Annotated in this window: 28 protein-coding genes and 1 tRNA gene; 17 read left to right on the plus strand and 12 right to left on the minus strand. The window is 67.9% G+C overall.

From position 1 onward, the window contains the following. Positions 1-24 precede the first annotated feature (24 nt). Positions 25-501: an Rrf2 family transcriptional regulator gene (locus tag ASE48_RS05080; protein WP_057165923.1), complete on the plus strand. Its 477-nt coding sequence runs from the start codon at positions 25-27 to the stop codon at positions 499-501. Here ASE48_RS05080 and ASE48_RS05085 read toward each other — a convergent pair. Next, positions 494-1123, minus strand: coding sequence for a TetR/AcrR family transcriptional regulator C-terminal domain-containing protein (locus ASE48_RS05085; RefSeq protein ID WP_057165924.1), 630 nt, complete (start codon positions 1121-1123; stop codon positions 494-496). The genes ASE48_RS05080 and ASE48_RS05085 overlap by 8 nt on opposite strands. Positions 1124-1204: 81 nt before the next feature. Here ASE48_RS05085 and ASE48_RS05090 point away from each other — a divergent pair, with 81 nt between their 5' ends. Together ASE48_RS05090 and ASE48_RS05095 are read left to right on the plus strand one after the other, a co-directional pair. Next, positions 1205-2104, plus strand: coding sequence for an alpha/beta hydrolase (locus ASE48_RS05090; RefSeq protein ID WP_057165925.1), 900 nt, complete (start codon positions 1205-1207; stop codon positions 2102-2104). After that, a complete protein-coding gene (locus ASE48_RS05095) occupies positions 2091-2738 on the plus strand; it encodes a maleylpyruvate isomerase family mycothiol-dependent enzyme (RefSeq protein WP_235570782.1) in 648 nt (215 codons plus the stop codon). The genes ASE48_RS05090 and ASE48_RS05095 overlap by 14 nt, the downstream gene beginning before the upstream one ends. Here ASE48_RS05095 and ASE48_RS05100 read toward each other — a convergent pair. The 4 genes from ASE48_RS05100 to ASE48_RS05115 are packed head-to-tail and all read right to left on the minus strand — an operon-like array spanning position 2720 to position 5967. After that, positions 2720-3109 carry a VOC family protein gene (locus tag ASE48_RS05100; protein ID WP_057165926.1) on the minus strand — a complete coding sequence of 130 codons (390 nt, stop codon included), beginning with the start codon at positions 3107-3109 and terminating at the stop codon, positions 2720-2722. The two genes, ASE48_RS05095 and ASE48_RS05100, sit on opposite strands and share 19 nt — an antisense overlap. 19 nt (positions 3110-3128) lie before the next feature. Further along, positions 3129-4001, minus strand: coding sequence for a DUF4097 family beta strand repeat-containing protein (locus ASE48_RS05105; RefSeq protein WP_057165927.1), 873 nt, complete (start codon positions 3999-4001; stop codon positions 3129-3131). 26 nt (positions 4002-4027) lie between these two features. After that, positions 4028-4672 carry a response regulator transcription factor gene (locus ASE48_RS05110; RefSeq protein ID WP_057165928.1) on the minus strand — a complete coding sequence of 215 codons (645 nt, stop codon included), beginning with the start codon at positions 4670-4672 and terminating at the stop codon, positions 4028-4030. Further along, positions 4660-5967, minus strand: a complete 1308-nt coding sequence (locus tag ASE48_RS05115) for a sensor histidine kinase (RefSeq protein ID WP_057165929.1) — start codon at positions 5965-5967, stop codon at positions 4660-4662. Before ASE48_RS05115 ends, ASE48_RS05110 begins: the two co-directional genes overlap by 13 nt. A 136-nt stretch (positions 5968-6103) precedes the next feature. Between ASE48_RS05115 and ASE48_RS05120 the strand changes: the two genes are divergently transcribed. Beyond that, a complete protein-coding gene (locus ASE48_RS05120; protein ID WP_057165930.1) occupies positions 6104-6985 on the plus strand; it encodes an LLM class flavin-dependent oxidoreductase in 882 nt (293 codons plus the stop codon). Positions 6986-7104: 119 nt separating this feature from the next. On the opposite strand, the gene ASE48_RS05125 is transcribed toward ASE48_RS05120, so the two are convergent. After that, complete coding sequence (locus ASE48_RS05125) at positions 7105-7452, minus strand: hypothetical protein (RefSeq protein WP_057165931.1); 348 nt, start codon at positions 7450-7452, stop codon at positions 7105-7107. Between the two features lie 212 nt (positions 7453-7664). On the opposite strand from ASE48_RS05125, the gene ASE48_RS05130 reads away from it, so the two are divergent. Continuing rightward, positions 7665-8384 carry an alpha/beta fold hydrolase gene (locus tag ASE48_RS05130; protein WP_082614013.1) on the plus strand — a complete coding sequence of 240 codons (720 nt, stop codon included), beginning with the start codon at positions 7665-7667 and terminating at the stop codon, positions 8382-8384. Here ASE48_RS05130 and ASE48_RS05135 read toward each other — a convergent pair. Next, positions 8363-9496: a serine hydrolase domain-containing protein gene (locus tag ASE48_RS05135; protein WP_057165933.1), complete on the minus strand. Its 1134-nt coding sequence runs from the start codon at positions 9494-9496 to the stop codon at positions 8363-8365. The genes ASE48_RS05130 and ASE48_RS05135 overlap by 22 nt on opposite strands. Before the next feature lie 122 nt (positions 9497-9618). On the opposite strand from ASE48_RS05135, the gene ASE48_RS05140 reads away from it, so the two are divergent. From ASE48_RS05140 to ASE48_RS05150, 3 genes are read left to right on the plus strand one after another with little or no spacing between them, the layout of a single operon-like run. Next, the gene (locus ASE48_RS05140) at positions 9619-9828 is read left to right on the plus strand and encodes a hypothetical protein (protein ID WP_057165934.1); all 210 of its coding nucleotides are present in this window, start codon (positions 9619-9621) and stop codon (positions 9826-9828) included. A gap of 18 nt (positions 9829-9846) precedes the next feature. After that, a complete protein-coding gene (locus tag ASE48_RS05145; protein WP_057165935.1) occupies positions 9847-10479 on the plus strand; it encodes a GIY-YIG nuclease family protein in 633 nt (210 codons plus the stop codon). A gap of 2 nt (positions 10480-10481) precedes the next feature. Next, positions 10482-11252, plus strand: a complete 771-nt coding sequence (locus tag ASE48_RS05150; RefSeq protein WP_057166012.1) for a glutaminyl-peptide cyclotransferase — start codon at positions 10482-10484, stop codon at positions 11250-11252. Here ASE48_RS05150 and ASE48_RS05155 read toward each other — a convergent pair. From ASE48_RS05155 to ASE48_RS05165, 3 genes are all read right to left on the minus strand, one after another. Next, a complete protein-coding gene (locus tag ASE48_RS05155) occupies positions 11231-12136 on the minus strand; it encodes an SDR family NAD(P)-dependent oxidoreductase (RefSeq protein ID WP_057165936.1) in 906 nt (301 codons plus the stop codon). The genes ASE48_RS05150 and ASE48_RS05155 overlap by 22 nt on opposite strands. Next, the gene (locus ASE48_RS05160; protein ID WP_057165937.1) at positions 12133-12738 is read right to left on the minus strand and encodes a TetR/AcrR family transcriptional regulator; all 606 of its coding nucleotides are present in this window, start codon (positions 12736-12738) and stop codon (positions 12133-12135) included. The genes ASE48_RS05155 and ASE48_RS05160 overlap by 4 nt, the downstream gene beginning before the upstream one ends. Before the next feature lie 131 nt (positions 12739-12869). Beyond that, positions 12870-12942: transfer RNA gene (locus ASE48_RS05165), tRNA-Arg, on the minus strand. A 101-nt stretch (positions 12943-13043) separates the two neighbouring features. On the opposite strand from ASE48_RS05165, the gene argS reads away from it, so the two are divergent. The 8 genes from argS (at position 13044) to ASE48_RS05205 (ending at position 23166) form a co-directional block, all read left to right on the plus strand. Next, positions 13044-14696, plus strand: coding sequence for an arginine--tRNA ligase (argS, locus tag ASE48_RS05170; protein ID WP_057165938.1), 1653 nt, complete (start codon positions 13044-13046; stop codon positions 14694-14696). Positions 14697-14749: 53 nt separating this feature from the next. Further along, on the plus strand, positions 14750-16084 hold the full coding sequence (gene lysA / locus ASE48_RS05175) for a diaminopimelate decarboxylase (protein WP_200962081.1): 1335 nt from the start codon (positions 14750-14752) through the stop codon (positions 16082-16084). Continuing rightward, positions 16081-17400, plus strand: coding sequence for a homoserine dehydrogenase (locus ASE48_RS05180; RefSeq protein ID WP_057165940.1), 1320 nt, complete (start codon positions 16081-16083; stop codon positions 17398-17400). Before lysA ends, ASE48_RS05180 begins: the two co-directional genes overlap by 4 nt. Next, positions 17397-18497, plus strand: coding sequence for a threonine synthase (gene thrC, locus ASE48_RS05185; protein ID WP_057165941.1), 1101 nt, complete (start codon positions 17397-17399; stop codon positions 18495-18497). Before ASE48_RS05180 ends, thrC begins: the two co-directional genes overlap by 4 nt. A gap of 14 nt (positions 18498-18511) precedes the next feature. Continuing rightward, complete coding sequence (gene thrB / locus ASE48_RS05190) at positions 18512-19465, plus strand: homoserine kinase (RefSeq protein WP_057165942.1); 954 nt, start codon at positions 18512-18514, stop codon at positions 19463-19465. A 288-nt stretch (positions 19466-19753) separates the two neighbouring features. Next, the gene (rho, locus tag ASE48_RS05195; RefSeq protein WP_057165943.1) at positions 19754-21769 is read left to right on the plus strand and encodes a transcription termination factor Rho; all 2016 of its coding nucleotides are present in this window, start codon (positions 19754-19756) and stop codon (positions 21767-21769) included. Between the two features lie 114 nt (positions 21770-21883). Then, a complete protein-coding gene (locus ASE48_RS05200) occupies positions 21884-22594 on the plus strand; it encodes a glyoxalase (protein WP_200962075.1) in 711 nt (236 codons plus the stop codon). Then, on the plus strand, positions 22582-23166 hold the full coding sequence (locus ASE48_RS05205; RefSeq protein ID WP_057165944.1) for a PadR family transcriptional regulator: 585 nt from the start codon (positions 22582-22584) through the stop codon (positions 23164-23166). The genes ASE48_RS05200 and ASE48_RS05205 overlap by 13 nt, the downstream gene beginning before the upstream one ends. Here ASE48_RS05205 and ASE48_RS05210 read toward each other — a convergent pair. Beyond that, positions 23163-23762 carry a TetR/AcrR family transcriptional regulator gene (locus tag ASE48_RS05210; protein WP_057165945.1) on the minus strand — a complete coding sequence of 200 codons (600 nt, stop codon included), beginning with the start codon at positions 23760-23762 and terminating at the stop codon, positions 23163-23165. The two genes, ASE48_RS05205 and ASE48_RS05210, sit on opposite strands and share 4 nt — an antisense overlap. Before the next feature lie 143 nt (positions 23763-23905). Between ASE48_RS05210 and fadD1 the strand changes: the two genes are divergently transcribed. Next, on the plus strand, positions 23906-25483 hold the full coding sequence (gene fadD1, locus ASE48_RS05215) for a fatty-acid--CoA ligase FadD1 (RefSeq protein WP_057165946.1): 1578 nt from the start codon (positions 23906-23908) through the stop codon (positions 25481-25483). Here the strand turns inward: fadD1 and ASE48_RS32585 are convergent. Continuing rightward, the gene (locus ASE48_RS32585; RefSeq protein ID WP_057165947.1) at positions 25474-25665 is read right to left on the minus strand and encodes a hypothetical protein; all 192 of its coding nucleotides are present in this window, start codon (positions 25663-25665) and stop codon (positions 25474-25476) included. The two genes, fadD1 and ASE48_RS32585, sit on opposite strands and share 10 nt — an antisense overlap. Positions 25666-25879: the final 214 nt, after the last annotated feature.

Raw genomic sequence — 25879 nt, forward strand, 5'->3', positions numbered from 1 at the left:
GCCTGCAATGGCACAATTCGCGGTATGCGGATGTCGGCGAAGGCGGAGTACGCCGTCCGCGCCATGATTCAGTTGGCCACCGTGGACGGCGGGGGACTGGTCAAAACCGACGATCTGGCCAAGGCGCAGGGCATACCGGCGCAGTTCCTGGTCGACATCCTGTCGGACCTGCGGACCGACCGGCTGGTGCGCAGCCACCGCGGCCGCGACGGTGGGTATGAGCTGGCCCGCCCGGCCGCCGAGATCAGCATCGCCGATGTGCTGCGCTGTATCGACGGGCCACTGGCCAGCGTCCGCGACATTGGCCTGGGGGACCTGCCCTATTCGGGTCCGACGGCGTCGCTGACGGATGTGTGGCGGGCGTTGCGGGCCAGCATGCGCTCGGTGCTGGAGGAGACCAGCCTGGCCGATGTGGCCGCCGGGTCGCTGCCCGCGCACGTCGCGACGCTGGCCCGCGACTACCTGGGCCAGGAATCAGACCGGGGCCACGCGTCTAACTGACGGCCCCGGCGATCCCGTCGACCAGCATCTGCAGTCCCCGGGTGAAGTCGTCGTCCACCGAGGTCTGCATCGCGACTTTGGACAGCGCGGCGATGTGCGGGTGCTCGGGGCCTGCGACGGCACCGATCTGCGCCGCGGCGTCGCCGGCATCCTCGGCGCCGGCCGAGAGCGGGCCCGCCAGTTCGGCCTGCGCGGCACCGATCACGAAACCGAGCACGCCGTGGAAGGCGGCCAGTCTGTCGCGATCGGTCAACCCGGCCCGGCTGAGAGCGGCGATCAGTGTGTCGGCGACGACGAATCCGGTGGCCGAGGACATCCGTCGGGTCAGCACCAGAGGCACCGCGGCCGGATGGGCGCGCACTCCCTGCCACATGGCGTGCGCGACGGCCTTCACGTCGTGGCGCCAGTCCTCGGTGGGCTGGGGGACCGTGATCGCTGCGACGACCGCTGAGACGACGAGTTCTTCCAGGCCGGTTTTGTCGGTCACGTAGTTGTAGACCGTCATGGGGCCGGTGCCCAGCGCGGCGGCCAACGCCCGCATGCTCAGGGCGTTCAGCCCCTGATCATCGACGATGCGCAGCGCTGCGGCAGCGATCTCATCGACGGTGAACCGAGCCCGCATGGCATTCCCACCCCTTGACAAGTACGACGTACGTGTTGCAGCCTAGCTCATACGTACATCGTACTTATAAGGCAGGTAGCCATGCAGATCACCCTCCCGACCGAACGCGTCGATATCGACTCCGGCGGCACGCGCTGTGCCGCCTGGCTGACAATGCCCAGCACCCCGGGGCCGCACCCGGGCGTCGTTCTGGCCCACGGCCTCGGCGCCACGCACGACATGATGCTGGCGACCTACGAGCAGCGGTTCGCCGCCGCGGGTATCGCCACACTCGCCTTCGACTATCGCTGCACCGGGGAATCGGATGGCTATCCGCGCCAACATATCTCGCTGCCAGACCAACGCGATGACGTCATCGCCGCGGCCGCCTGGCTGCGTGCGCGCACCGGAATCGACCCGGGCCGGATCGCCTTGTGGGGCACCAGCCTGGGTGCGCTGAACGTGGTGCGGGCGGCCGCGCGCAGCGATATCGCGGCCGCCGTCATCCAGTGCCCGATCGTGCACGGCCCCGCCGCGGCGCGGCGCCTCGATCCGGTAGCGGCGCTGCGTATCACGCCGGCCATCACCGCCGATCTGCTGCGCAGACTGCTCCGCCGAAACCGCCGGTACATCCCGATCGTCGGCGAACCCGGGACGCAGGCGATGGTCACCGTGGCCGGCGCCCTGGCCGGCTGGAAGTCGACGGTGCCGCCGGGCGGGCGGTTCGACAACCGGATCSCCGCCGCGGATGCGACGGCATTGGTGGCCGCGTCGGCAGTGCGGGAGGCTCCAAAAGTGCGCGCCCCGCTGTTGGTCTGCGCGTGTGACCGGGAGACGCTGACGGACCCGAAGTACTCGGTGCGCGTGGCACACGCGGCTCCCCGTGGTGTGCTCAAGCGCTACCCGTCCGATCATTTCGAGATCTACCACCGGCCGCTGGTGGACACGGTGCTGGCCGACCAGATCAGCTTCCTGCAGGAGCATCTTCGTGTCCGCGGCTGAGATGCTGCGCCACAACGATGTTCGCCTTCTCGGAGTGATGGCCGGTTTCACGGCCGCGGAGTGGGCCGCGTCCAGCCTGTGCGAGGACTGGACGAACCATCAGCTGCTGGCTCATCTGGTCGTGGGCTACAGCGCGGCACCGAGCGCGTTTGTCGCCGAAATACTGCATCACCAAGGATCATTCGACACCGCGAACACCGCGCTGGCCTGCCGGCTGGCGGACACCCGTGCACCGGGCGAACTCCTCGACGATATGGACCGGTTGCGCTCCCGTCCGCGCGGGCTCGGCAGGGTGTTCCCCAAGCAGCTGCTGCTCGGCGACCACATCACCCATGAACTGGACATGCTCTACGCGCTCGGGCGAACGCCTGACATCGCGCCGGACCCGCTGATCGCGGTGCTCAGGACGCAAGTGGCACTGCCGAATCCGTTCGTCCCGGCCTACCGCAACAGCCGCGGACTGCGTCTGGTGGCCACCGATGCGGACTGGAATCACGGTCTCCCGGAGCATCCCGACGTACGCGGGCCTGCCGCCGCGCTCGTCTCGGTGCTGGGAAACCGGTCGGCGGCGCTACCGCAGCTGACCGGCCGGGGCGTGCAGATCCTGCGGTCCCGTCACGTCCCGCTGCCGTAGGGCCGGGTGATGATCTCCAGGTAGTGCCCGGAGGGGTCCTGGAAGTACACCCCGCGACCCCCGTCGTGGTGGTTGATCTCACCGGGATGCCGACCGTGCGGGTCAGCCCAGTGCTGCAGACCACGAGCATTGATACGCCCGTAGATGCCCTCGAACTCGTCCTCGGACACCAGGAACGCGTAGTGCTGCGGCGTAATCTCTGTGCCGTCGGGGGCCTGCGCGTAGTCCAGGCTGACGCCGTGATTGAGGGTGACCGCCAGGAACGGCCCGAATTCCAAGGCCGCCGGCAACCCGAACAGGTCGGTGAAGAAAGCCGCCGACTCGGCCCGGTCCCTGGCAGCCACGATGGTGTGATTGAAGGTGATGGCCACAGCTGAAACGTTACCCAATTCAGCGGCCGATGGACCGGAGCGTTTCGACCGAGATCTCACCGTCACGCGTGCTCGCCGTGACCGTCGCGGCGGCCCGCGCAGGATCGGTGGTCTGCGGCACCCGCACCGTGGCCGAGCCGTCACCGGACTGGGCCCGCACCAGGTAGGGCCCCGGGGTCGGCAGCGAGATGTCGACGTCACCGTCGCGGGTGGTGGCCTTGATCTGCGCCGGTGCGTCGGCGAACCGCACCTGGACATCGCCGTCCCGCGTCTCGGCGATGAACGACTCGCCGACCGAGATCGGTTGACGGGTGTGGATTTCACCGTCTCGGGCACGCACCTCGATCTGGCGCACCGTGCCCCGCAGCAGCACCGCGCCGTCGGTGGTGGTGGCGGTCAGCTCGTCCAGGTCGGCCTCGGCCATCAGCACACCGGTGTCCTGGCGGACCGTCACGGCCAACTGCCTGCCCAGCTCCGGGGGCACGGTGATGGTGAGTTCGCCGGGATCACCCCAGGCCAGAAAGCTGCTCTGGGCATCGACGCGCAGCAGGGTGCCGTTGCTGTCGTTGGTGACGGTCAGCTCCTCGCGGTCACCGCGGTCGGTGGTCACCATACGGACATCCACCCGCGGCGCGGTGGCATTGCGGTCGGCGACGATGCGCACCGCCATCGGGGAGGCGGCGGTGTCGACCGTCAGCGCCCGCATGTTCGGGGGCAGGTCGTGATGGTCGGTCACCAGCCGGAATGCGCTCAGCCCCAGGGCGGCCGCGGTCAGCAGGGCCAGGGTGGTCGCGATGATGGCGACGGCCGCGATCACCAGTGCCGCGCGTGCCGCCGTGCGTCCGCCCGGTGACAGCGACGGCGGTCCGGGGGCAGTGAGTGTGGTGGTCATGTGGTTCCCTCTCGGGTCGGCACGGATCAGGATTCGAGGTGGCGCAGGACCGCGAGCACTCGCCGGTTCTCGCTGTCGTCGGCAGCCAGCTGCAGTTTGGTGAAGATGGAGGCGATGTGCTTTTCGGCGGACCCGACCGAAACATGCAGGGCCGCACTGATCGCCGAGTTCGTCTTGCCCTCGGCCATCAGTTGCAGTACCTCCTGTTCGCGCGGCGTCAGGGCATCCAGCGTGGCGCGTCGTCGTGAGCGCACCAGGATCTGGGAGACGACCTCGGGGTCCAGTACCGTGCCGCCGGCGCCGACCACCCGCACGGCATCGAGGAAGGCCGGGACATCCGCGATCCGGTCCTTCAGGAGATATCCGAAACCCTTTGTGTCCGAAGCGATCAGATCGGCAGCGTAGCGCTCTTCGACATAGTGTGAGAGCACCAGTACCGGTGAATCCGGGTTCTGGGACCGCAGCAACGCCGCGGCGCGGATGCCCTCGTCGGTGAAGGTGGGCGGCATCCGGACGTCCAGGATGGCCAGGTCGGGCTTCTGGTCGTTGACGATCCGCAGCAGTTCGGTCGCATCCGGGACGCCGGCGACGATCTCGTGCCCGGCGTCGGCGAGGATCCGCTCGATACCGGCGCGCAACAGTGCGGAGTCCTCGGCGATCACGATGCGCATGGCAGCACCGCCGTGACGATCGTGGGGCCGGTGACGGGGCTGGACACCGTGAAGGTTCCGCGGGCCGCTCGCACCCGTTCGGCCAATCCGCGCAGCCCCGTCGAATCCTCGTCGGTGTCGATGTGTGCGCCGCCGCGCCCGTCGTCGAACACCGAGACGTGCAATGTGTTGGCGGCCTCGTCGGTGCGTACCGTCACCACCGCCTGGGTGGCGTCGGCGTGCCTGGCCACATTCGTCAGCGCCTCGGCGACGACGAAATAGGCGCACGCCTCGACCTCCTCGGGGAGCCGGACCGGCAGGTGGATGTCCAGGGTGGTTGGCACACCTGAGGTTTCGGTTCTCTGCACCACCGCCGAGAGCGCGGCGTCCAGACCGCGATCGGCCAGGATGGTGGGGGCGATACCGCGCACCACATTGCGTAACTCGGCCAGCGCGCTCATCGCATCACCATGGGCCTCGGAGATCAGCGTGCGTGCCGTCGGCAGATCGTTGTCCAGTTTCGTCTGGGCCAGCCCGATCGTCATGGCCAGCGAGACCAGTCGCGGCTGCACACTGTCGTGCAGATCGCGTTCGATGCGGTGCCGCTCGGTCTGTGCCGAGGTGACCGCACCCGCACGGGCCTGCGACAGGGCACTCACCTCATGCTTCAACGCCGCGGTCGGCGAGGCCGCCAACAACCAGCGGTCGATCTTGGCATCCACGGCGGGCGCGAAGATCAGGATCGCCACCGCCGCAGCCAGCGCAACCACCGCCAGCACCCAGGCCAGGGCGGGCGAGATGAACCGCAGACCGGCGTCATCATCGCTGCGCTGCACCGCCATTGCCGCGGCCGGGCCGAGGAAGGCGAAGGCGAGCAGGGCGACCGCGAGCCCGGTGACCAGCAGGTCATAGGTCATCCGCAGATAGTGGTGCCCCGCCGCCTTCCAGAATCGGGCACTGCTGATGTCGAGCCACAGCTGGTGGGCCCAGCGCTGGAATCCGGTGTAATGCGAGAGTGCCCGCGCCGGCACCGGGATCTGCAGGCCGAACACCGCTTCGCTGCGGGCCCGCTCGATCCACTCGACGCCGCGCATCAGATAGATGAACACCACCCCGGCGAGCAGGAACCCGACGATCGAGGGGATCGACGAGATCCCGATGACGAAGATGGACAGGGGAATCCAGAACCACACGACGGCCAGGAAGGCGCCGGTGATCATCGATGCCGTCGGGACGACGCCGAGATGACCGAAGCGCTGGTGCGGAGCGGACTCCGCGGCGACGGTGAGGGGGGCACTGGACGTGATTGCGACCATGCGACCAACCTATGGACTCCCGCGCCCGGACGACACCGCGTTTCCCCGCCGGGTTGGTGGGGGTTAACCCCCGGATCGGCCGATCCCGGTGTCGATATCTGGCCCCCGTGCCAGAATCGCCGACGTGCGAGTCGGAATGACGATGCCGGTCATGGAACCGGACCTGGATGCGGTGACCCTCAAGGCCTGGGCGAAGGTGATCGACGACGGGCCGTTCTCATCGCTGTGCTGGGGTGAGCGCATCGCGTTCGACAACCCGGACTCGATGACGCTGCTCGGGGCACTGGCCGCCTGGACCGATCGGGTGCGTCTGGTGACGACGGTCGTGGTGCCGCAGCTGCATGATCCAGTGGCGCTGGCCAAGGCGCTGGCGACCGGCGATGTGCTCAGCGGTGGCCGCCTCACGGTCGGCCTGGGCGTCGGTGGTCGGCACGAGGACTACCAGGCGGTCGGCGCTGATACCGCCACCCAGACCATGCGCGGGATGGCCGAGCGGGTCGCGGTGATGAAACGGGTGTGGGCGGGGGAGAAGGTCACCGAGTCGGTGCTGCCGGTGGGACCGCCGCCGGTGCAACCCGGTGGACCCGAGCTGCTGGTGGGCACCATCGGTCCCAAGACGGTGCGCAGTGCGGCGGGCTGGGCGGCCGGGCTGGCCGGCACCACCCTGGACCTCGACGCCGATCAGCAGAACGACCTGTTCGACGTCGCCCGGCAGGCGTGGGATGCGGCAGGCAAGCCGAAACCGCACCTGGCCACGTCATTCTGGTTCGCGATCGGCGAACCGGAATCCGCTCGCGAGCAGGTGCGCCATCACCTGTTGCGCTATATGAACTGGATCCCCGAGGAGTTCGTCGACGCCATCGCCCCCACCACGGGATGGTCGGGCGGCCAGGACGAATTACTGGCCGTGCTGCGCCGTTTCGAGAGCATCGGCGCCGACGAGGTGCACCTGATCCCGACATCGGATGACATCGAGCAGGTGCACCGCGTCGCCGAGGTGATCAGCGATCTCGGCTAGACCGGCACAACGGCAGGCGCCGGAACGTAATTAACGTTCGCGGGCATGGCGCTTCAGTCGCGACCCGTGGCTTACATCGCCGAATACTTGTGCCCAAACGTCCAGCTATCGAGCACCGATCACCACGCGCCGATCGGCGGGTCGAACACGAAGGAACCATTGGACTCGAGGTTGAACGGGGCGGCCTTGGAGCCGACGACCGCCTTGGTGGAGTCGTGAACCTCGCCCTGTGCGCTCACGATGCCCATATCGCCGTTCCTGGTCTCGCCCAGGCCGCGGGCTTCGCCGTAATCGGCCGAGCGCAGGGCGTTGTCATCGATCAGCAGCGCCTGGCGGCTGGTGACCTGCGGGGAGGGGGCCATCTCTTCGACATCGGCGCTGGCCACTGCACTGCTGAGAGTCATGAATGCCGCGGCGACGGCGAACGAGCCGATCCCCAGCGCGGTGATCTTTGTGGTGGCAGTCATGTGCGTGTCCTTCTCTCCTGGCAGCCTGTCGAGGCCTGATACCCGGGAACGCTACGGCTGAAAGGGTCGCGGCGACGGTTGAGCAGGGCTATTCCCAACCACTTCACAGGCCGCGGCTGACAAACGTCCAGAAACCGGCTCGCCGGCAACGGCATATCCATCGCCTGCGCCGTTTCCTGCCCGCACCGCCGCATCACCCCTACGCTCGGCGCATGGCGACATTTGCGCTGGTGCACGGGGCGTGGCACGGCGCATGGTGCTGGGAGTCCCTGGCGCCGCTCCTTCGTCATGCCGGGCACGATGTCGTGGCGATGGACCTGCCGTGCGACGACGGCGAAGCCGGCTTCGATACCTATGCCGATGCGGTGTGTGACGCCATCGACGGCAGCGAGGACGTGGTGCTCGTCGGGCACTCGTTGGGCGGTCTCACGGTTCCCCTGGTCGCGGCGCGGCGACCGCTCCGACATCTGGTCTATCTGTGCGCCGCAGTTCCGCATATCGGCCGAACCTTCGCGCAACAACTGGTCGACGAGCCCGACATGTTCAACGCGGCCTGCTATGCGGGCCTGAGCGAACTCGATGGGCAGGGCCGACGGAAGTGGGTTGATGACGACCTTGCCCGCGCGCTGCTGTACGCCGACTGCGACCGGGCCGTCACCGATGCTGCGCTGGCGCGCCTTCGGCCGCAGGCACGGTTCCCGTACTCCGTGCCGTTTCCGTTGCCCGCTTTCCCGGCTGTGCCGACCACCTCGGTGATCTGCACCGAGGATCGGGCGATCGGGCCGGACTGGTCGAGGTCGGTGGCCCGCGGCCGGCTGCGGGCCGACGTCGTGGAGCTGCCGGGCAGTCACTCGCCGTTTCTGTCCCGCCCGGACGCACTCGCCGCACTGCTGGTCGGGCTGGTAGAGAATCAGGCGTTGGCGAGGTCGTAGAGGTGCTCGGGCGTGACGATTTGCGTCACGGCCTTGGCGATCTGGCCCGCCGCGTGATCTTTGGGGACATCGGAGTTGACCGAAACCGCCAGCGTCGCATCCCGTTCCGGGAGATAGACCAGCACCGTCGTGTAGCCGGGGATATCGCCGTTGTGGCCGATCCAGCCGTGGGTGTCGAATATGGCGAAGGAGTAGCCCGCACCCGGCGCGGCGGCGCTGGGGTTGGACAGCCGTCGCGCCTGCGTCTGGGGGCTGAGTAAGGCGCCGGTACCCAGCGTCTTGGCCCACGTCTTCAGGTCGGCGGTGGTGGACACGATCCGTCCTGCCGCATCACCCCAGGACGGGTTCCAATACGTTGCGTCGACGACGGGACCGTCCGGCAGTTGCAGGTAGCCGTGGGTGTGCGGGTCGGGCAGCGCCCCGGTGGCGGGGTAGGACGTCCGGAACAGCCCGACGGGGGCAAAGATGTTCTGCTGCAGGTATTCCGCGAACGCCACGCCGCTGACTTTCTCGACGACCAGCGCCAGCAGCACGGTATTGGTGTTGCTGTACTGGTAGTCGGAGCCGGGCGCGAAATTGGGCGGGTGGGCGAACGCGATGTCCAGCAGGTGCTGCGGACTCTGAGCGAAGGCGTCCGGGCCCGTCGGCGACTCCGCGAAGAACTCACCGACGAAGGCATCGTCCTCGCTGTAGTCGAACAGGCCGCTGCGCATGCGGCCCAACATGTCCAGGGTGATCGAGTCGCCGCCGGGCACACCGTCGACGTACTGCGAAATGGGATCATCGAGCCGGATGCGTGCCTGGTCCACCAGTTGCAACACGGCCGTGCCGGTGAATGTCTTTGTGACGCTGCCGATACGGGTGTGGTCTTCCACGGATTGCGGTGCGCCGGTGGCGGTGTCCGCAACCCCGACCGCGGTCTGGTAGTCGATGACGCCCGGCACCGAGACGGCGACGATCGCTCCCGGAACTCCCATGGCGGCGACCTTGTCCGCGATCGCGCGATCCAGGCGGGCGCTCAACTCCGGTTCGGCGGAGGCCGGCGGCGCGAGGGTCCCGCAGGCAACCAGCACGGTGCAGGCGACGGTGAAGGCAAACCGGATGCAACGCACAGCGGACCTCGCTTCTCGCGAAAGAGCTTGGCCCGACTATATCCAGATCGCACCCGCGGTATAGGCTCCGTACTAGGTTAAAATCGTCTCTTACGAATTCCAGTTGGTGCGCCGGGTCAACTGTGAGGGACTACGAACTTGCTCGTGTCGCGCGTCAGTCCGCCGGGCCGGCGTTCATCCACACTCTGGCGGACTATCCCGATCCGTTCCCGGACCAGGCCTCCATGGGCCTGTTCCGCCAGGACTGGACCCCCAAACCGATGGTTGCGGTGGTCACCCAGGTGATCGCGGAGAACCAGGCGATCAACGCGGCGGGTGCCATCTCGGCCTAGGCGGCTAGGCTGAGGGACATGGCCGAGTCGATATCCGCGAAGAAGAATGCCGCCGCGGTCGCCAATTTCCTTGCTGCTCAGCTGCATACGCGTGACGAGGTCTTCAGCGATCTGGACGTGGTGCCCGCTGCGGCCGGTGCCTACGGGTGGTGGTTCCGCGAGATCCCGAGCGGCATCGATACCGCCGGGTGCGAACAACGCGACGGGTGGACGTTGCTGTACGTCGGCATCAGCCCCGGCCCGCCACGGGCGGACGGCAAGCCGCGCGCTCCCCAGGATCTGCGCAAACGCATCCGCTACCACTTCGGTGCGGGCAATGCCGGTGCGGACGGGTCCACGCTGCGCAAGTCGCTCGGCGTCCTGCTCGGTGAACAGCTCGGTTTCGCGCTGCGCCGGATCGGCTCGGGCAAGAGGCAGACCTTCGCCGGCGGCGAGGCCGTCCTGACCCAGTGGATGGCCGAGAATGCCGCGGTGTCCTGGGTGCTGCATCCCGAGCCGTGGTTCCTGGAACCCAAGCTGATCAATGCGTTGGTGCTGCCGCTGAACTTCCAGGACAACGAGCGAAACGCCTTCGCGCCGGAACTCAAGAGACTGCGCAAGGATGCCGGGGTGAAGGCCGGCAAGATGCGCGTGCTCGCGGAGTGGACCTGACCATGCGACGCGTTGCTTCCCGTTCGGTGCTGGTGCCTGCGCTTCTCGCTGCGACGGTGATCGCCGCACCGGTTGCGCGGGCCGAACCGGTGCCCGTCGTCCAGCCCACCGTCGTGGCGGTGGTCCCGCATGATCCCGGCGCCTACAGCGAAGGACTGGAGTTCGACGGCCCGGCGCTGTACGAGGCCACCGGTGAGGTAGGCAAATCCGAACTGCGGCAAGTCGATCCGGCGACGGGAGCGGTGATCCGTGCGGTGCCGCTGCCCAACGATTATTTCGGTGAAGGCATCTCTGTGGTGGGGGACAGCATCTGGCAGCTGACCTACCGGGACGGTGTGGCGATCGAATGGGACAAGGCGTCGTTCACGCCCCGCCGCGAGGTGCCGGTCGAGGGGCAGGCCTGGGGCCTGTGCCACGACGGTGGGAGATTCATCAGCAGCGACGGCAGCGACGTGCTGCGGTTTCGCGACGCCACGACGTTCGCCGAGACCGGCAGCATCCGCGTGACCCGCGACGGTCAACCGGTGAGCGGCCTGAACGAACTCGAGTGCGTCGACGGGCAGGTGTGGGCCGCCGCGTGGCCGGATGACACCTTCGTCCGGATCGATCCCGGGACCGGCGTGGTGAACCTGGTCGCCGATGTCTCCCAGCTCTGGCCCGCAGCGCAACGCAATTCACGCCTGGTGGTCAGCGGGATCGCGCACATCGCCGGCTCGGAATACCTGATCAGCGGCAAGGAATGGCCGCAGAGCTACCGGGTCATCCTGCCGTAGACCAGCTGCGTGCTCGTCTCCCACAGGTCGCGCGCCGTGGCGGTGTCATAGGACTGCTCCGACGACCGAATCGACTTGGCGCCCTCGAAGTACTCGCCGGTGACCCCGTCGAATCGTGGGTCGATGGCCAGCGCGGCCAACCGCGCTCCCGAGGTGGCCACCGCGTTGACGTTGGGCAGCACCCGCAGCAGCGGAGACATCAAGCGCCACAGGATCTTCTGTGCCGGGGTGTAGTCGCGTGACAGGCCCGAGGTCGGCATCAGTCCGGGGTCGAACGCCGTCACGGTGATGCCTTGGCTGCCGTTGCCCAGCCGGCGGTCGAGTTCATAGGTGTAGAGCACATTGCACAGCTTCGAGGTGGTGTAGCGGCGCCGGCCGTCGACGGGCTCGCCGGGCTGCGGATGGGCGAGCGCCTCGGCTGAGGTGTAGCGCGGGTGCGGCATGCCGGTGAACTTCTTGGGGTCGTGAGTGCCGCTGGCGACCATGACGATTCGGGCCGGCGCGACGAGGTGATCGCGGAGCCCCTCGATGAGCGCGAAGTGCCCGAGATGGTTGACACCGAAGGTCGTCTCCACGCCGTCTTCGGTCCGCCGGATGCCGGACACCACCTGAAGACCGGCGTTGCCGATGACGGCGTGCAGCGGCGGCAGGCCGGCGGCGGTGAACGTGGTGGTGAAGTCACGTACCGAGTGCAGCGACGCCAGATCGCAGGCCAGCACCGTGCACCGGTCGGGGGAGCCGAGTTCGGCGACGGCGGCCTCGCCCCGGGACACATCGCGGACAGCGAGCACGATATGCCAGGACTCGTCGCCCAGGATCGCCCGGGCGCATTCGAGGCCCAGACCCGCATTGGCCCCGGTGATGATGATCGATCGGGTGTTCATTTCTCCTCCAACAGGATTGGGATCAGGGCCTTGACGGCCTGGATCAGCCGGACATACATCCGGTCGACATCGGTGGAGTCCGGTTCGAGGTGCTCGGCGAAGAACACGCCGTCCGACATCGCGGTGGCGACGGCGGCGAGTTCGGTGACGACGCGGTCTGCCTGCTCCGGTGCGATGTCGGCGGGCAGCATCTGGCGGATCACATCGGCGAACCCGGCGATCGCGGTATCGCGGACCCGGCGGATCGCGGCGGCCACGGCGGGATGGTCACTGCGCTCCAGCGACAGCATGTACATCAGCCGGAAGAAATCCGGGTTGGCCACCATGAGCTTCGCGACGGCGGCTCGCTGGGTTTCGATGTCGGGGCTGTCGCGGGGGATCTGGGCGAAGTAGCGCTCGGCGCCGCGCTCCATCACGGCGGCGAGCACGCCCTCCTTGGACCCGAAGTGCCAGTAGATGGAACTCGCGGGCAGGCCGGTCTCCCGGCGGATGTGGCTGATCGAGGTGGCCGCGTAGCCCTGGGTCGACATCAGCCGTTCGGTCGCGTCGAGGATCACCTCGCGGGAGTCCTCGCCCTGGCGCTGTCGCTTGGTCGGTGTCATCGGCGTCGATTCCTATCTGTAAGGATCGTTACAGACACGGTAGCAGAGACAAGCGGACGCCGACATGGGGAACGAACGGGTGCGGGAGGGAGAGTGCACGCCGGTGAGTCGGCCGTGCGGTTCGAGATGAGTGCCCCCGGCAGGAATCGAACCTGCGGCCTTCTGCTCCGGAGGCAGACGCTCTATCCCCTGAGCTACGGGGGCGCAAACAGTGATGCTGCGCCGTTGGGCGTGCACAGCGTAACGCATCTTCAACCGGTAATGGATTCGGGACCTGAGTACCCCGCACCATAGGATGGTCCCTCGTGACACCTGCCGACCTGGCTGCCCTGCTCAAGACCACCGCTGCCGCGGTCCTGGCCGAGCACAGCCTCGATACCAGCGCACTGCCCGAGACGATCACCGTCGAGCGGCCGCGTAACCCTGAGCACGGCGACTACGCCACCAACGTGGCCCTGCAACTCGCCAAGAAGGTCGGGGTCAACCCACGCGAGCTGGCCGGCTGGCTGGCCGCCGCGCTGGCCGAGGCCGACGGCATCGCCGCCGCCGAGATCGCCGGACCCGGGTTCGTCAACCTGCGCATCGAGGCGTCCGCACAGGGCGTCGTCGTCACCAACGTGCTGTCCGCCGCGGCCGACTACGGCCACTCGGCCGACCTGGCCGCCCAGAACATCAACCTGGAGTTCGTGTCGGCCAACCCGACCGGCCCCATCCACATCGGCGGCACCCGCTGGGCCGCCGTCGGTGACGCGCTCGGCCGGCTGCTGAGCACCCAGGGCGCTCAGGTCACCCGCGAGTACTACTTCAACGACCATGGCGCCCAGATCGACCGGTTCGCGCGCTCGCTGGTCGCCGCCGCCAAGGGTGAGCCCGCACCCGAGGACGGCTACGCCGGCAGCTACATCAATGACATCGCCGCCGCCATCCTGGCCCAGGCTCCCGACGCGTTGAGCCTGCCCGCCGATCAGCAGCAGGAGACCTTCCGTGCCATCGGTGTGGACCTGATGTTCACCCACATCAAGCAGTCGTTGCACGACTTCGGCACCGACTTCGACGTCTACACCCACGAAGACTCGATGCACACCTCGGGCCGGGTGGACCAGGCCATCGCGCGGCTGCGTGACAACGGCAGCATCTACGAGAAGGACGGCGCAACCTGGTTGCGCACCACCGCATTCGGTGACGACAAGGACCGGGTGGTCATCAAGAGCGACGGTAACCCGGCCTATGTCGCCGGTGACCTCGCCTACTACCTGGACAAGCGCGAACGCGGGTTCAACCTGTGCATCTACATGCTCGGCGCCGACCACCACGGCTACATCGCCCGGCTGAAGGCCGCGGCAGCGGCCCTCGGTGACGACCCGGCCACCGTCGAGGTGCTGATCGGCCAGATGGTCAATCTGGTCCGCGACGGTCAGCCCGTCCGGATGAGCAAGCGGGCCGGCACCGTCATCACCCTCGATGACCTGGTGGACGCCATCGGCGTCGACGCCGCCCGGTACGTGCTGATCCGGTCGTCGGTGAACAGCCCGATCGACATCGACCTGGCGCTGTGGTCCTCGGCGTCCAACGAGAACCCGGTCTACTACGTGCAATACGCGCACGCCCGGCTTTCGGCCCTGGCGCGCAACGCCGCCGAACTCGGGCTGACCGCGGACACCGCGCATCTCGATCTGTTGACCCATGACCGCGAGGCCACCCTGATCCGGACCCTCGGGGAGTTCGGGCGAATCCTCACAACGGCCGCCTCGCTGCGGGAACCGCACCGCGTGTGCCGGTACCTCGAAGACCTGGCCGGCGACTACCACCGGTTCTACGACTCCTGCCGGGTGCTGCCCCAGGGCGACGAGACGGCCGGCGACCTGAACGCGGCGCGCCTCGCACTGTGCGAGGCCACCCGACAGGTCATCGCCAACGGTCTGACCATCCTCGGTGTCAGCGCCCCGGAGCGGATGTGAGCGCACAGCCGGGCACCGGTGTGCCGCCCCAACCGCAGAGCGCCGACGAGATCATGCTGTTGGCCCCGAATGTCTGGCCGCAGAACCTGGTTCGCGGTGCGGACGGCGTCGTGTCGGTGGCCGGCGTCTCGGTGGCCGACCTGGCCGCAGAATTCGGCACCCCGCTGTTCGTGATCGACGAGGACGACTTCCGGGGACGCTGCCGTGAGATCGCCTCGGCCTTCGGTGGCGGCGAACACGTGCACTATGCCTCCAAGGCGTTCCTGTGCAGCGAGGTCGCCCGCTGGGTGCACCAGGAAGGCCTGTCGCTGGACGTGGCCACCGGCGGCGAGCTCGCCATCGCGTTGCACGCCGACTTCCCGGCCGAGCGAATCACCGTGCACGGCAACAACAAGTCCGTCGACGAGCTCACCACCGCGGTGAGCGCCGGCGTCGGGCACATCGTGGTCGACTCCGAGATCGAGATCGAGCGACTGGAGGCGATCGCCGGTGCGGCGGGCGTCGTCCAGGATGTGCTGGTGCGCGTCACCCCCGGCGTGGAGGCGCACACCCACGAGTTCATCTCCACCGCGCACGAGGACCAGAAATTCGGGCTGTCGCTGGCCAGCGGTGCCGCGCTGGAGGCGGTCCGCCGGGTCTTCGCCACTCAGAACCTGCGTCTGGTCGGCCTGCACTGCCACGTCGGCTCCCAGATCTTCGATGTGTCCGGCTTCGAGATCGCCGCACGCCGCCTGCTCGGTCTGCTGCGCGATGTCGTCGCCGAGTTCGGTGTCGAGAAGACCGCACAGATGGACATCCTCGATCTCGGTGGCGGCCTCGGCATCTCGTATCTTCCGCACGACAATCCGCCGCCGATGAAGGAACTGGCCGACAAGCTCAAGGCCATCGTGAAGCACGAATCGGCGGCGGTCGGACTGCCCACCCCGACGCTGGTGGTCGAACCCGGGCGCGCGATCGCCGGGCCCGGCACCATCACCCTCTACGAGGTCGGCACCATCAAAGATGTGGCCATCTCGGCCGACAAGCACCGGCGCTACGTCAGCGTGGACGGCGGCATGAGCGACAACATCCGGCCCGCGCTGTACAACGCCGAATACGACGCCCGGCTGGTGTCCCGGGTCAGCGATGCGCCCGCGGTGCTGGCCCGCATCGTCGGGAAGCACTGCGAGAGCGGCGACATCATCGTCCGCGACACCTGGGTGTCCGAGGATCTCATCCCGGGTGACCTGCTGGCCGTCGCTGCGACCGGTGCGTACTGCTATTCGATGTCGAGCCGGTACAACCTGCTGCGGCGCCCGGCCGTGGTCGCGGTGAAGGACGGAAGTGCGCGACTGATTCTGCGCCGGGAAACCGTCGAGGATCTTCTGAGCTTGGAGGTTGGACAATGAGTGAAAAGGCCATCGGCGTAGCGGTTCTCGGACTCGGTAACGTCGGCACCGAGGTGGTGCGCATCATCGAGGAGAGCGCCACCGACCTGGAAGCACGCATCGGTGCACCGCTGGAGCTGCGCGGGGTCGGGGTGCGCCGGGTCGCCAAGGATCGCGGGGTCCCGGTCGGCCTGCTCACCGATGACGTCGACGCACTCGTCTCGCGCGATGACGTCGACATCGTGGTGGAACTGATGGGACCGGTGGAACCGGCCCGCAAGGCCATCATGGCCGCTCTGGAGAAGGGCAAGTCGGTCGTCACCGCCAACAAGGCGCTGATGGCCCAGTCCACCGGTGAGCTGGCGCAGGCTGCCGAAAAGGCACGCGTCGACCTGTATTTCGAGGCGGCCGTCGCCGGTGCGATCCCGGTGATCCGACCGCTGACGCAGTCGCTGGCCGGTGACACGGTGCTGCGGGTGGCCGGCATCGTCAACGGCACCACCAATTACATCCTGTCGGCGATGAACGACACCGGGGCCTCCTACGAGGACGCCCTGGCCGATGCCAGCGCGCTGGGCTACGCCGAGGCCGACCCGACCGCCGACGTCGAGGGATACGACGCCGCGGCCAAGGCCGCCATCCTCGCCTCCATCGCGTTCCACACCCGGGTGACCGCCGACGACGTCTACCGCGAAGGCATCACCAAGGTCAGCGCCGCCGACTTCGAATCCGCCAAGGCGCTCGGCTGCAACATCAAATTGCTGGCCATCTGCGAGCGGCTCACCAGCGGCAAGGGCAAGCAACGGGTTTCGGCCCGGGTGTACCCGGCGCTGGTCCCGCTGGACCATCCGTTGGCCACGGTCAACGGCGCGTTCAACGCCGTGGTCGTCGAGGCCGAAGCCGCCGGCCGGCTGATGTTCTACGGCCAGGGTGCCGGCGGCGCACCGACCGCCTCGGCGGTGATGGGCGATCTGGTGATGGCCGCGCGTAACCGCGTCCAGGGCGGCCGCGGACCGCGCGAGTCGAAGTACGCCAAGCTGCCGATCGCGTCGATCGGCGCCATCCCCACCCGGTACTACGTCAACATGAACGTCAAGGACCAGCCGGGCGTCCTGTCCGCCGTCGCAGCGGAATTCAGTCGGCATGAGGTCAGCATCGCCGAGGTCCGGCAGCAGGGTATGACCGATACCGAGGGTGAGCCGTGCGGCGCCCAGATTGTCGTCGTCACCCACCAGGCCACCGACGCCGCCCTGTCCGAGACCGTCAAGGCGCTCGCCGAACTCGACGTCGTGCAGACCATCAACAGTGTGCTTCGTATGGAAGGAACCACAGCATGACCGACGGGGCGAGTGGAGCCGGCGCACGAGCAGCAGTGCACCAGGCATGGCCGGGACTGATCGGCGCCTATCGGGATCGTCTGCCGGTCGAGGACAGTTGGACCCCGATCACGTTGCTGGAGGGCGGAACTCCGCTGATCCACGCCAAGCGGCTGTCCGAGCAGACCGGATGTACGGTGCACCTCAAGGTGGAGGGGCTCAACCCCACCGGCTCGTTCAAGGACCGTGGCATGACGATGGCGGTCACCGATGCGATCGCCCGCGGCCAGCAGGCCGTGCTGTGCGCATCCACCGGCAACACCTCGGCCTCGGCGGCGGCGTACGCGGCCAAGGCCGGAATCACCTGCGCGGTGCTGATCCCGCAGGGCAAGATCGCGATGGGCAAGCTCGCCCAGGCAGTCATGCACGGCGCCAAGATCATTCAGGTCCAAGGCAACTTCGACGACTGTCTGGAACTGGCCCGCAAGCTGACCGCGGACTATCCGACCATCGCACTGGTCAACTCGGTGAACCCGGTGCGCATCGAGGGGCAGAAGACCGCCGCCTTCGAGATCATCGACGTGCTGGGCACCGCACCGGACGTGCATTCGCTGCCGGTCGGCAACGCCGGAAACATCACCGCGTACTGGCGCGGCTATCGCGAGTACCACCGCGACGGCCTCGCGGACCGGCTGCCGCGGATGCTCGGAACCCAGGCTGCCGGCGCCGCGCCACTGGTCAGCGGACACCCGGTGAGCAACCCGGAGACCATCGCCACCGCGATCCGTATCGGCTCGCCGGCGTCGTGGAACTCCGCGGTGGAAGCCCAGGAACAGTCCGGGGGACGCTTCCTGGCCGCGACCGACGAGGAGATCCTGGCCGCCTACCGTCTGGTGGCGGCTGCCGAGGGCGTGTTCGTCGAGCCCGCGTCGGCGGCAAGCATCGCCGGCCTGCTCAAGTCGATCGAGGACGGCTGGGTCAAGCCCGGGTCCACCGTGGTGTGCACCGTCACCGGTAACGGCCTGAAGGACCCCGACACTGCCCTCAAGGGCATGCCCGAAGTCACCCCCATCGCGGTCGATCCGGCCGCGGTGGTGGCGAAACTGGGTCTGGGCTGACGGTCGGATCCTTGGTGAGCAAAAGTCTGCCGGCCGGGCTGCGGGCCCGTGCCGTCGTTGCGGCCTCCAGCGCGAACCTCGGACCGGGATTCGACAGTCTCGGCCTGGCGTTGAGTCTGTATGACGAGATCATCGTCGAGACAACCGATTCCGGCCTCGTCATCGAGGTGCAGGGTCAAGGTGCCGGCCAGGTCCCGCTGACCGCCGACCACCTGGTGGTGCGTGCGATCGAGCGTGGAATGGCTGCCGCCGGCCTGCGCGCTGATGGACTGAACGTCCAGTGCCGCAATGCAATTCCGCATTCGCGCGGCCTCGGATCGTCCGCTGCTGCCGTCGTCGGAGGTTTGGCGGTGGTAAATGGCTTTGCTGCGCAGCTTGATTCGACCGAACTGACGATCGACGAGTTGGTGCAACTGTCCTCGGAGTTCGAAGGTCACCCCGACAATGCGGCAGCCGCGGTGCTCGGAGGTGCGGTCGTCTCCTGGACGGAAGACGGCAGCGATCCGGCCCGCTATGACGCGGCGCATCTGCAGTTGCATCCCGACATCCGGCTTTTCCCGGCGATCCCCGAAACCCGGTCATCGACCGCGGCGACCAGAGGACTGCTGCCCGATCAGGTCAGTCACACCGACGCGCGGTTCAACCTGGCACGGTCGGCGATGCTGGTGGTGGCACTCACCCAGCGCCCGGATCTGCTGCTGGAGGCGACCGGTGACCGGCTGCACCAGACGCAGCGTGCGCCCGCGATGCCCGCCTCGGCGGAATATCTCGCCGTGCTCCGGCGTTCTGGGGTAGCAGCGGTGCTTTCAGGCGCCGGACCAGCGGTGATAGCTCTGACCAACGGATCCGATCTGCCGGCCCAGGTGCTCGAATACGGTACCGCCAATGGTTTCACGGTGACCGAGATGTCGGCCGGAGACGGTGTGCGCTGGAACGCGGAGACCCCCGCCCAGACTGTGTCGGGTTAACACGCGAATGCGTGGCGCTCCTTGCTTCCAGCTCTGATGCGGGTTATTCTCGCTTCCGTCCAGCAATCGCAGCGGCTCTACCTGCGCCGACACTAGGACGACTACCCAATCTTTCGTTTCACTCGTGGACTGATGGTTCGCCGCACGCCGGTGGGCCCAGGTGATCACTGTTGCGCAGGCGATGGTGACGCCGCGGAAGAACACGCGTTCAGCTCTTCGGCTGAGTGCAGATGACCTTCGGGGAACCCCTCGCGCACTTGCGATATGCGAGGGAAAGAAAGGAAATCCGTGACTGATACGGACCTCTTCACGGCAAGCGACAGCGGCGAAACCGCCGCAGATTCCGCTGCCGTGGATTCAGGCAAAGCCGCGCGGAGCGCAGGCACACGTGGCGGCCGTTCCGGCTCGCTGACGTCGATGCTGCTCCCTGACCTGCGCGCGCTGGCCGGTGAAGTAGGTGTCAAAGGCACCTCGGGCATGCGTAAGGGCGATCTGATCGCCGCCATCAAGGAACGTCGGGGCGAGAGCAACGGTGCACCTGCCGCTGCTGCGGCGCCGGCACCCGCCGAAGCAGCCCCGGCCCCGGCAGCGGAGTCGGCACCAGCCGCACCGCAGGCAGGCGCCGGTGAGGCCCCGCAGCAGAGCAACCCGCAGCGCCGTGAGCGCCGCAGCGCGGCGCGCCAGTCCGGTGCGCCGGAGGGCCAGAAGGCGCAGGACGCCAACGGCGCCAAGGCCGAGAACGAGGGCGCGCAGGAACCTGCACGCTCGGAAAAGGCCGACAACACCGCCGGCAACCGCAATGCGGACAACCGCAATGCCGACAACCGCAACGCCGACAACCGCAACGCCGACAACTCGGACACCCGTTCGGAGCCGCGCGAGAACCGTCCGCCCAGGAACGCCGAGGGCGGCGACCAGCAGGGCGGCGGTCAGCAGAACCGCAACAGCGGCGGTAACAGCGGTGGCGGCAACGCCAACAACTCGAACAACAACAACAACGATGACGGGGACGACCGTCAGGGCCGTCGCGGCCGGCGGTTCCGCGACCGTAAGCGCCGCGGAGAGCGTGGCGACGGCGGCAGCTCCGGTGGCGGCGACCGCGGCGATCGCGGTGATCGCGACACCGAACTGCGCGAGGACGATGTCGTCCAGCCGGTGGCCGGCATCCTCGACGTGCTCGACAACTACGCGTTCGTGCGGACCTCCGGCTACCTGGCCGGCCCGAACGACGTCTACGTGTCGATGAACATGGTGCGCAAGAACGGTCTGCGCCGCGGCGACGCGGTGACCGGCGCCGTGCGGGTGGCCCGCGAGGGTGAGAACACCGGCGGCGGCAACAACCCGCGCCAGAAGTTCAATCCGCTGGTCCGCCTGGACACCGTCAACGGTGGCCCGGTGGAGAACGCCAAGAACCGGCCGGACTTCCAGAAGCTGACGCCGCTGTATCCGAACCAGCGACTGCGCCTGGAGACCACTCCGGACCGCCTCACCACCCGCGTGATCGACCTGATCATGCCGATCGGTAAGGGTCAGCGCGCGCTGATCGTGTCACCGCCCAAGGCCGGTAAGACCACGATCATGCAGGACATCGCGAACGCGATCACCAAGAACAATCCGGAATGCCACCTGATGGTCGTGCTCGTCGACGAGCGCCCGGAAGAGGTCACCGACATGCAGCGTTCGGTGGTCGGCGAGGTCATCGCCTCGACGTTCGACCGTCCGCCGTCAGACCACACCCAGGCCGCCGAACTGGCCATCGAGCGGGCCAAGCGCCTGGTCGAGCAGGGCAAGGACGTGGTGGTACTGCTGGACTCGATCACCCGCCTGGGCCGCGCGTACAACAACGCGTCGCCGGCATCGGGTCGCATCCTGTCCGGTGGTGTCGACTCGACCGCGCTGTACCCGCCCAAGCGTTTTCTGGGCGCGGCGCGCAACATCGAGTTCGGTGGCTCGCTGACGATCATCGCCACGGCCATGGTCGAGACCGGCTCCACCGGTGACACCGTGATCTTCGAGGAGTTCAAGGGCACCGGTAACGCCGAGCTCAAGCTGGACCGCAAGATCGCCGAGCGGCGTGTGTTCCCGGCCGTCGACGTCAACCCGTCGGGTACCCGTAAGGACGAGTTGCTGCTGGGTGCCGACGAGTTCGCGGTGGTGCACAAGCTGCGTCGGGTGCTGTCGGGCCTGGATCCGCATCAGGCCATCGACCTGCTGATGAGCCAGCTGCGCAAGACCAAGACCAACTACGAGTTCCTGGTCCAGGTCTCCAAGAACACCCCGGGCGGAAACAGCGACAACGACTGATCCCCGCTGCGCGAGCAGACACAAATGGCCCCGTTTCCCCTGCGAAACGGGGCCATTTGTGTCTGCTCGCCAGGACGGAAGGTACCGCTAGTCAAAGTTGAGTACTCTGGGAGTGTGCCCGCCACCACCGTCCCGCTGCTGCCCTGCGTCGCGCCCGAATCGACCGTGGAGTTCTACGAAACGCTCGGTTTCGACACCTCCGATCAGCAGACCAAGCCGTACCTCTACCTCGCGTTCACCTTCGACGGTGTCGACCTGCACTTCAAGGAGGCGGCACCCGGCCTCGACATCAGCCACGAACTGAGCGGCGGCTGCCTGTTCTTCGTCGACGGGGTCGCCGAGTATCACGACGCGTTCAGTGCCCGCCTACGCCGGCGTTACGGGCGCGTCCCCGCCACGGGCCTGCCCCGCATCGAACGACTCCGCCCCGGCCAGAGCCGATTCCAGATCCTGGACCCCTCCGGAAACTGCATCGTCTTCATCAACCGCGCCGAAGAGGACATCGAGTACGGCGGTTCGACGGCGCTCACGGGGCTGGCCAAGGCGCACGACAATGTGCGGATCTTCCGGGATTTCAAGAACGACGACGAACTGGCCGCCCGCGCGCTGGACACCGCGTTGCAGCGACACCGCGACACGGCGAGCCGGGTGGATCTTGCCCGCGCCCTGGCCGACCGGGTGGAACTCGCCATCGCGCTCGCCGACCCCGAGGCCGAAGCCTGCGCCGCTGCGGCGCTGGAGGCGATGGCGCTCACCGGCGCCGAACGCGAGGCCATCGCCCTGGAACTCGGGGCCATCGCCACACTGAGGCAATGGCTGGCGTAACCGCACCCACCGTCCGACTGCTGGTGCTCGGCATGGTGCACACCCATGCCGACCGCGACGGCATGCACGGCTACGCCATCCACAAGGAACTGATGTCGTGGCGCGTCGACACCTGGACGGCGGTCAAGCCGCCGTCGATCTATCACGCGGTCAAACAGCTCACCAGGGAAGGGCTGTTGCGCGCCGCCGAACCCGCGAGCAGCCCGCGCGGCCCCAGCCGGGTCTCCTATGCGATCACCGAGGCCGGTGTCGAGGAGTTCCGCCGGCTCCTGCAGAGCGCACTGGTCAGCCCGGATATCGAGGAGCTCGGCGCGGGCATCGCGTTCATGCGCTGCCTGCCCCGCAGTACGGTCGCCGCGCTGTTGCGCACCCAGCTGCAGACCACGCGCGACATCGGCGAACAGCTACAGGACATGAAGTCGCTGTGGCCCGAACCCGGCGAGCCACCGCATGCACAGCACCTGCTGGATCTGTGGCGGGGTTCGTTCGCCGCGCACGCCGGCTGGACAGCCGCCATGGTGGAACGCATCGCGGCGGGGGAGTTCCGCTTCGCCGACGACCCAGTCGGCTAGACCGTAGGAGCGCTGCGCAGCGCGGGGATCAGATAGCGCCGGACATGGGTGAGAAGCTGCGCCGAATCGGTCGGATCCAGCGTCTCGCCCGGCACCGTCGCCAACGAAATCACAATGCGGGCAACCCATTCCGAAGCTTCGTCGATGACGACATCGGAATGGATCTCGCCGCTGTCCCGTGCGGCGATCAAGTAGCGCGACCAGAATCCGGCCAGATCGGGCACCAGGCCCTGTACGCCGGCGCCGGCGCACGCGGCGAACTCCTCGGGCTCGTCGACCCGCAGCTTCATCAGCAAGGCGCCCGGATCGTCATAGGCGGTGCGGCCGTGCCGGATGCCCGCGACGATCTGCTCGTCGAGTCCCTGGATCTCTTCGAGGACCGCGTGTGCCTGTGACCAGTACACCTCGTTGAGGCGCACGATCGCGGCGCCGAGCAGGGTGACCTTGTCCGGGAAGTGCCGGTAGAGCCAGCCCCGGGACACCCCTGCGGTTTCGGCCACCTCCGAGACGGTGGTGGCCCGGATGCCCTTGGCGTGCAGACACACCTCGGCCGCATCGATCAGGCGATCGCGGACGGTGGCCGTGCTGGTGGGCACTTGTGGGCTCCTCGATGGTCGGGATCTGCGGATTAGCAGACGTGTTGCTGCATTCTGCCAACAACCCCACCGATACGGTGGAGCAGGCCAGCAATGGTAGACAGTTCGCAGAATCTGTTCACCGAGACGGAGGTGCCCCGGGCATGGCGGAGACCCTGCAACAACTGCTGCGCACTCGGGCCGAGGGCGACACCGTCGCGGTCAAGTACGGCAACGACGTCTGGACCTGGCGCGAACACATCGCCGACGCCGGTCGCCAGGCCGCGGCTCTGATCGCCCTCGCCGACCCCGCACGACCGCTGCACGTCGGCGCATTACTGGGCAACTCGCCGCGCATGCTCACCGCCCTGGCCGCCGCCGGGCTCGGCGGTTACGTGCTGTGCGGTATCAACACCACCCGGCGCGGGGACGCCCTGGCCCGTGACATCGCCAAGGTCGACGTCCAGATCGTGCTCACCGACGCCGACCACCGCCATCTGCTCGACGGGCTGGACCTGCCCGGCGTCACGGTGATCGACACGTCCGCAGCGCAGTGGGCGCGGCTGCTCGCCGAGGCCCCTGAGCTCACGCCGCACCGGGAATGCGCTCCGGACGACACCTTCATGATGATCTTCACCTCCGGTACCAGCGGCGAACCCAAGGCCGTCGAGGTGCCGCATTCGACGGTGCTGTTCGCCGGCAGCGCCCTGGTGCAGCGCTACGAGCTGAGCGATCAGGACACCTGTTACCTGGCCATGCCGCTGTTCCACTCCAACGCCGTCTACGCGGGATGGAGCGTCGCGCTCGGCGCGGGTGCGGCGATGGCGCCCGCGACGTTCTCGGCGTCGTCGTTCCTGCCCGACATCCGGCGCTACGGCGCCACCTACATGAATTACGTCGGCAAGCCGCTGGCCTACATCCTGGCCACCACCGAAGGCCCGGACGACGCCGACAACCCGTTGCGCGTCGCGTTCGGCAACGAGGCCGCCGACCGCGACATCGAAGCCTTCGGTCGACGATTCGGGTGCACGGTGTGGGACGGATTCGGTTCCACCGAGACCGCCGTGATCATCACCAGGCTGGAGAACTGCCCGTCCGGCTCGATCGGCCAGGGCTTCCCGGGCGTCGCGATCTACAACTCCGAGACCGGTCAGGAATGCGAGGTCGCGCGTTTCGATGCCAACGGCGCCCTGCTGAACGCCGAGGCCGCCACGGGGGAGTTGGTCAACACCACCGGCAGCGGGCTGTTCCGCGGCTACTACAACGACCCCGGCGCCACCGGGGAGCGGCTGCGCGGCGGCATCTACTGGTCCGGTGACCTCGCCTACCGCGACGAGGACGGCTGGATCTACCTGGCCGGCCGCACGGCGGACTGGATGCGGGTCGACGGCGAGAACCTGACGACGGCCCCGATCGAGCGGATTCTGCTGCGACTCGACGCCATCAACCGGGTGGCGGTGTATCCCGTCCCCGACGAGCATGTCGGCGATCAGGTGATGGCGGCCGTGGTGCTGCAGGACGACGCCGACCTCACCCCGGCCGCATTCGCCGAGTTCCTCGCCGCCCAGGCCGACCTGTCGCCCAAGGCGCGGCCGCGCTTCGTCTGGATCGCCGAGGACCTGCCCAGCACCGCGACCAACAAGATCCTCAAACGCGAACTGGTCGCCCTCGGCACCGCACCGCAAGGCCGCCGCATCTGGAAACGCGACGGTCAGAGCTACCAGGTGGTCGATCAGCCGTAGATCACCGACGGCAGCGTGGGTGCCGGCGGGGGCGGTGGCAGTGGCGGCACCGTGACCACGACGCCTGGTGGTGGTGGCGGCGGCGTGGGCGGCGGTGGCGTTGCCGCCGAGCCGGCTCCGACGATCAGGGCGGCGATGCCGGCGGCGACGGTGCCGTGGCTGACTGTCTTGAGCAGTTCCATGGTCCCACCTCGTTTCTCCGGATCGGATGAGGTCTTTCCGTCTATCGGCTACCCGGGGCGGAGACGGCTGACACCCGGGAATAGCAGGCGGTGGTGAGGCGTTTTCGCATTCGACGGTTGACCTGGCATAATTCACCGTCGACCCTCGGTTCCGGTTCACGCTCGAAGACTCCCAGGTCTGGGCTCGGGCGACCCGGCGGCCAACGATTGCAGA

It is taken from the genome of Mycobacterium sp. Root265, from assembly GCF_001428895.1.
GTDB lineage: Bacteria > Actinomycetota > Actinomycetes > Mycobacteriales > Mycobacteriaceae > Mycobacterium.

Bases quoted from the DNA above. Each gene is read 5' to 3' on its own strand.
- ASE48_RS05080 (WP_057165923.1), top strand. From the start codon at position 25: ATGCGGATGTCGGCGAAGGCGGAGTACGCCGTCCGCGCCATGATTCAG.
- ASE48_RS05085 (WP_057165924.1), bottom strand. From the start codon at position 1,123: ATGCGGGCTCGGTTCACCGTCGATGAGATCGCTGCCGCAGCGCTGCGC.
- ASE48_RS05105 (WP_057165927.1), bottom strand. From the start codon at position 4,001: ATGACCACCACACTCACTGCCCCCGGACCGCCGTCGCTGTCACCGGGC.
- ASE48_RS05110 (WP_057165928.1), bottom strand. From the start codon at position 4,672: ATGCGCATCGTGATCGCCGAGGACTCCGCACTGTTGCGCGCCGGTATC.
- ASE48_RS05115 (WP_057165929.1), bottom strand. From the start codon at position 5,967: ATGGTCGCAATCACGTCCAGTGCCCCCCTCACCGTCGCCGCGGAGTCC.
- ASE48_RS05120 (WP_057165930.1), top strand. From the start codon at position 6,104: ATGACGATGCCGGTCATGGAACCGGACCTGGATGCGGTGACCCTCAAG.
- ASE48_RS05125 (WP_057165931.1), bottom strand. From the start codon at position 7,452: ATGACTGCCACCACAAAGATCACCGCGCTGGGGATCGGCTCGTTCGCC.
- ASE48_RS05130 (WP_082614013.1), top strand. From the start codon at position 7,665: ATGGCGACATTTGCGCTGGTGCACGGGGCGTGGCACGGCGCATGGTGC.
- ASE48_RS05145 (WP_057165935.1), top strand. From the start codon at position 9,847: ATGGCCGAGTCGATATCCGCGAAGAAGAATGCCGCCGCGGTCGCCAAT.
- ASE48_RS05150 (WP_057166012.1), top strand. From the start codon at position 10,482: ATGCGACGCGTTGCTTCCCGTTCGGTGCTGGTGCCTGCGCTTCTCGCT.
- ASE48_RS05155 (WP_057165936.1), bottom strand. From the start codon at position 12,136: ATGAACACCCGATCGATCATCATCACCGGGGCCAATGCGGGTCTGGGC.
- ASE48_RS05160 (WP_057165937.1), bottom strand. From the start codon at position 12,738: ATGACACCGACCAAGCGACAGCGCCAGGGCGAGGACTCCCGCGAGGTG.
- lysA (WP_200962081.1), top strand. From the start codon at position 14,750: ATGCTGTTGGCCCCGAATGTCTGGCCGCAGAACCTGGTTCGCGGTGCG.
- ASE48_RS05180 (WP_057165940.1), top strand. From the start codon at position 16,081: ATGAGTGAAAAGGCCATCGGCGTAGCGGTTCTCGGACTCGGTAACGTC.
- thrC (WP_057165941.1), top strand. From the start codon at position 17,397: ATGACCGACGGGGCGAGTGGAGCCGGCGCACGAGCAGCAGTGCACCAG.
- ASE48_RS05205 (WP_057165944.1), top strand. From the start codon at position 22,582: ATGGCTGGCGTAACCGCACCCACCGTCCGACTGCTGGTGCTCGGCATG.
- fadD1 (WP_057165946.1), top strand. From the start codon at position 23,906: ATGGCGGAGACCCTGCAACAACTGCTGCGCACTCGGGCCGAGGGCGAC.
- ASE48_RS32585 (WP_057165947.1), bottom strand. From the start codon at position 25,665: ATGGAACTGCTCAAGACAGTCAGCCACGGCACCGTCGCCGCCGGCATC.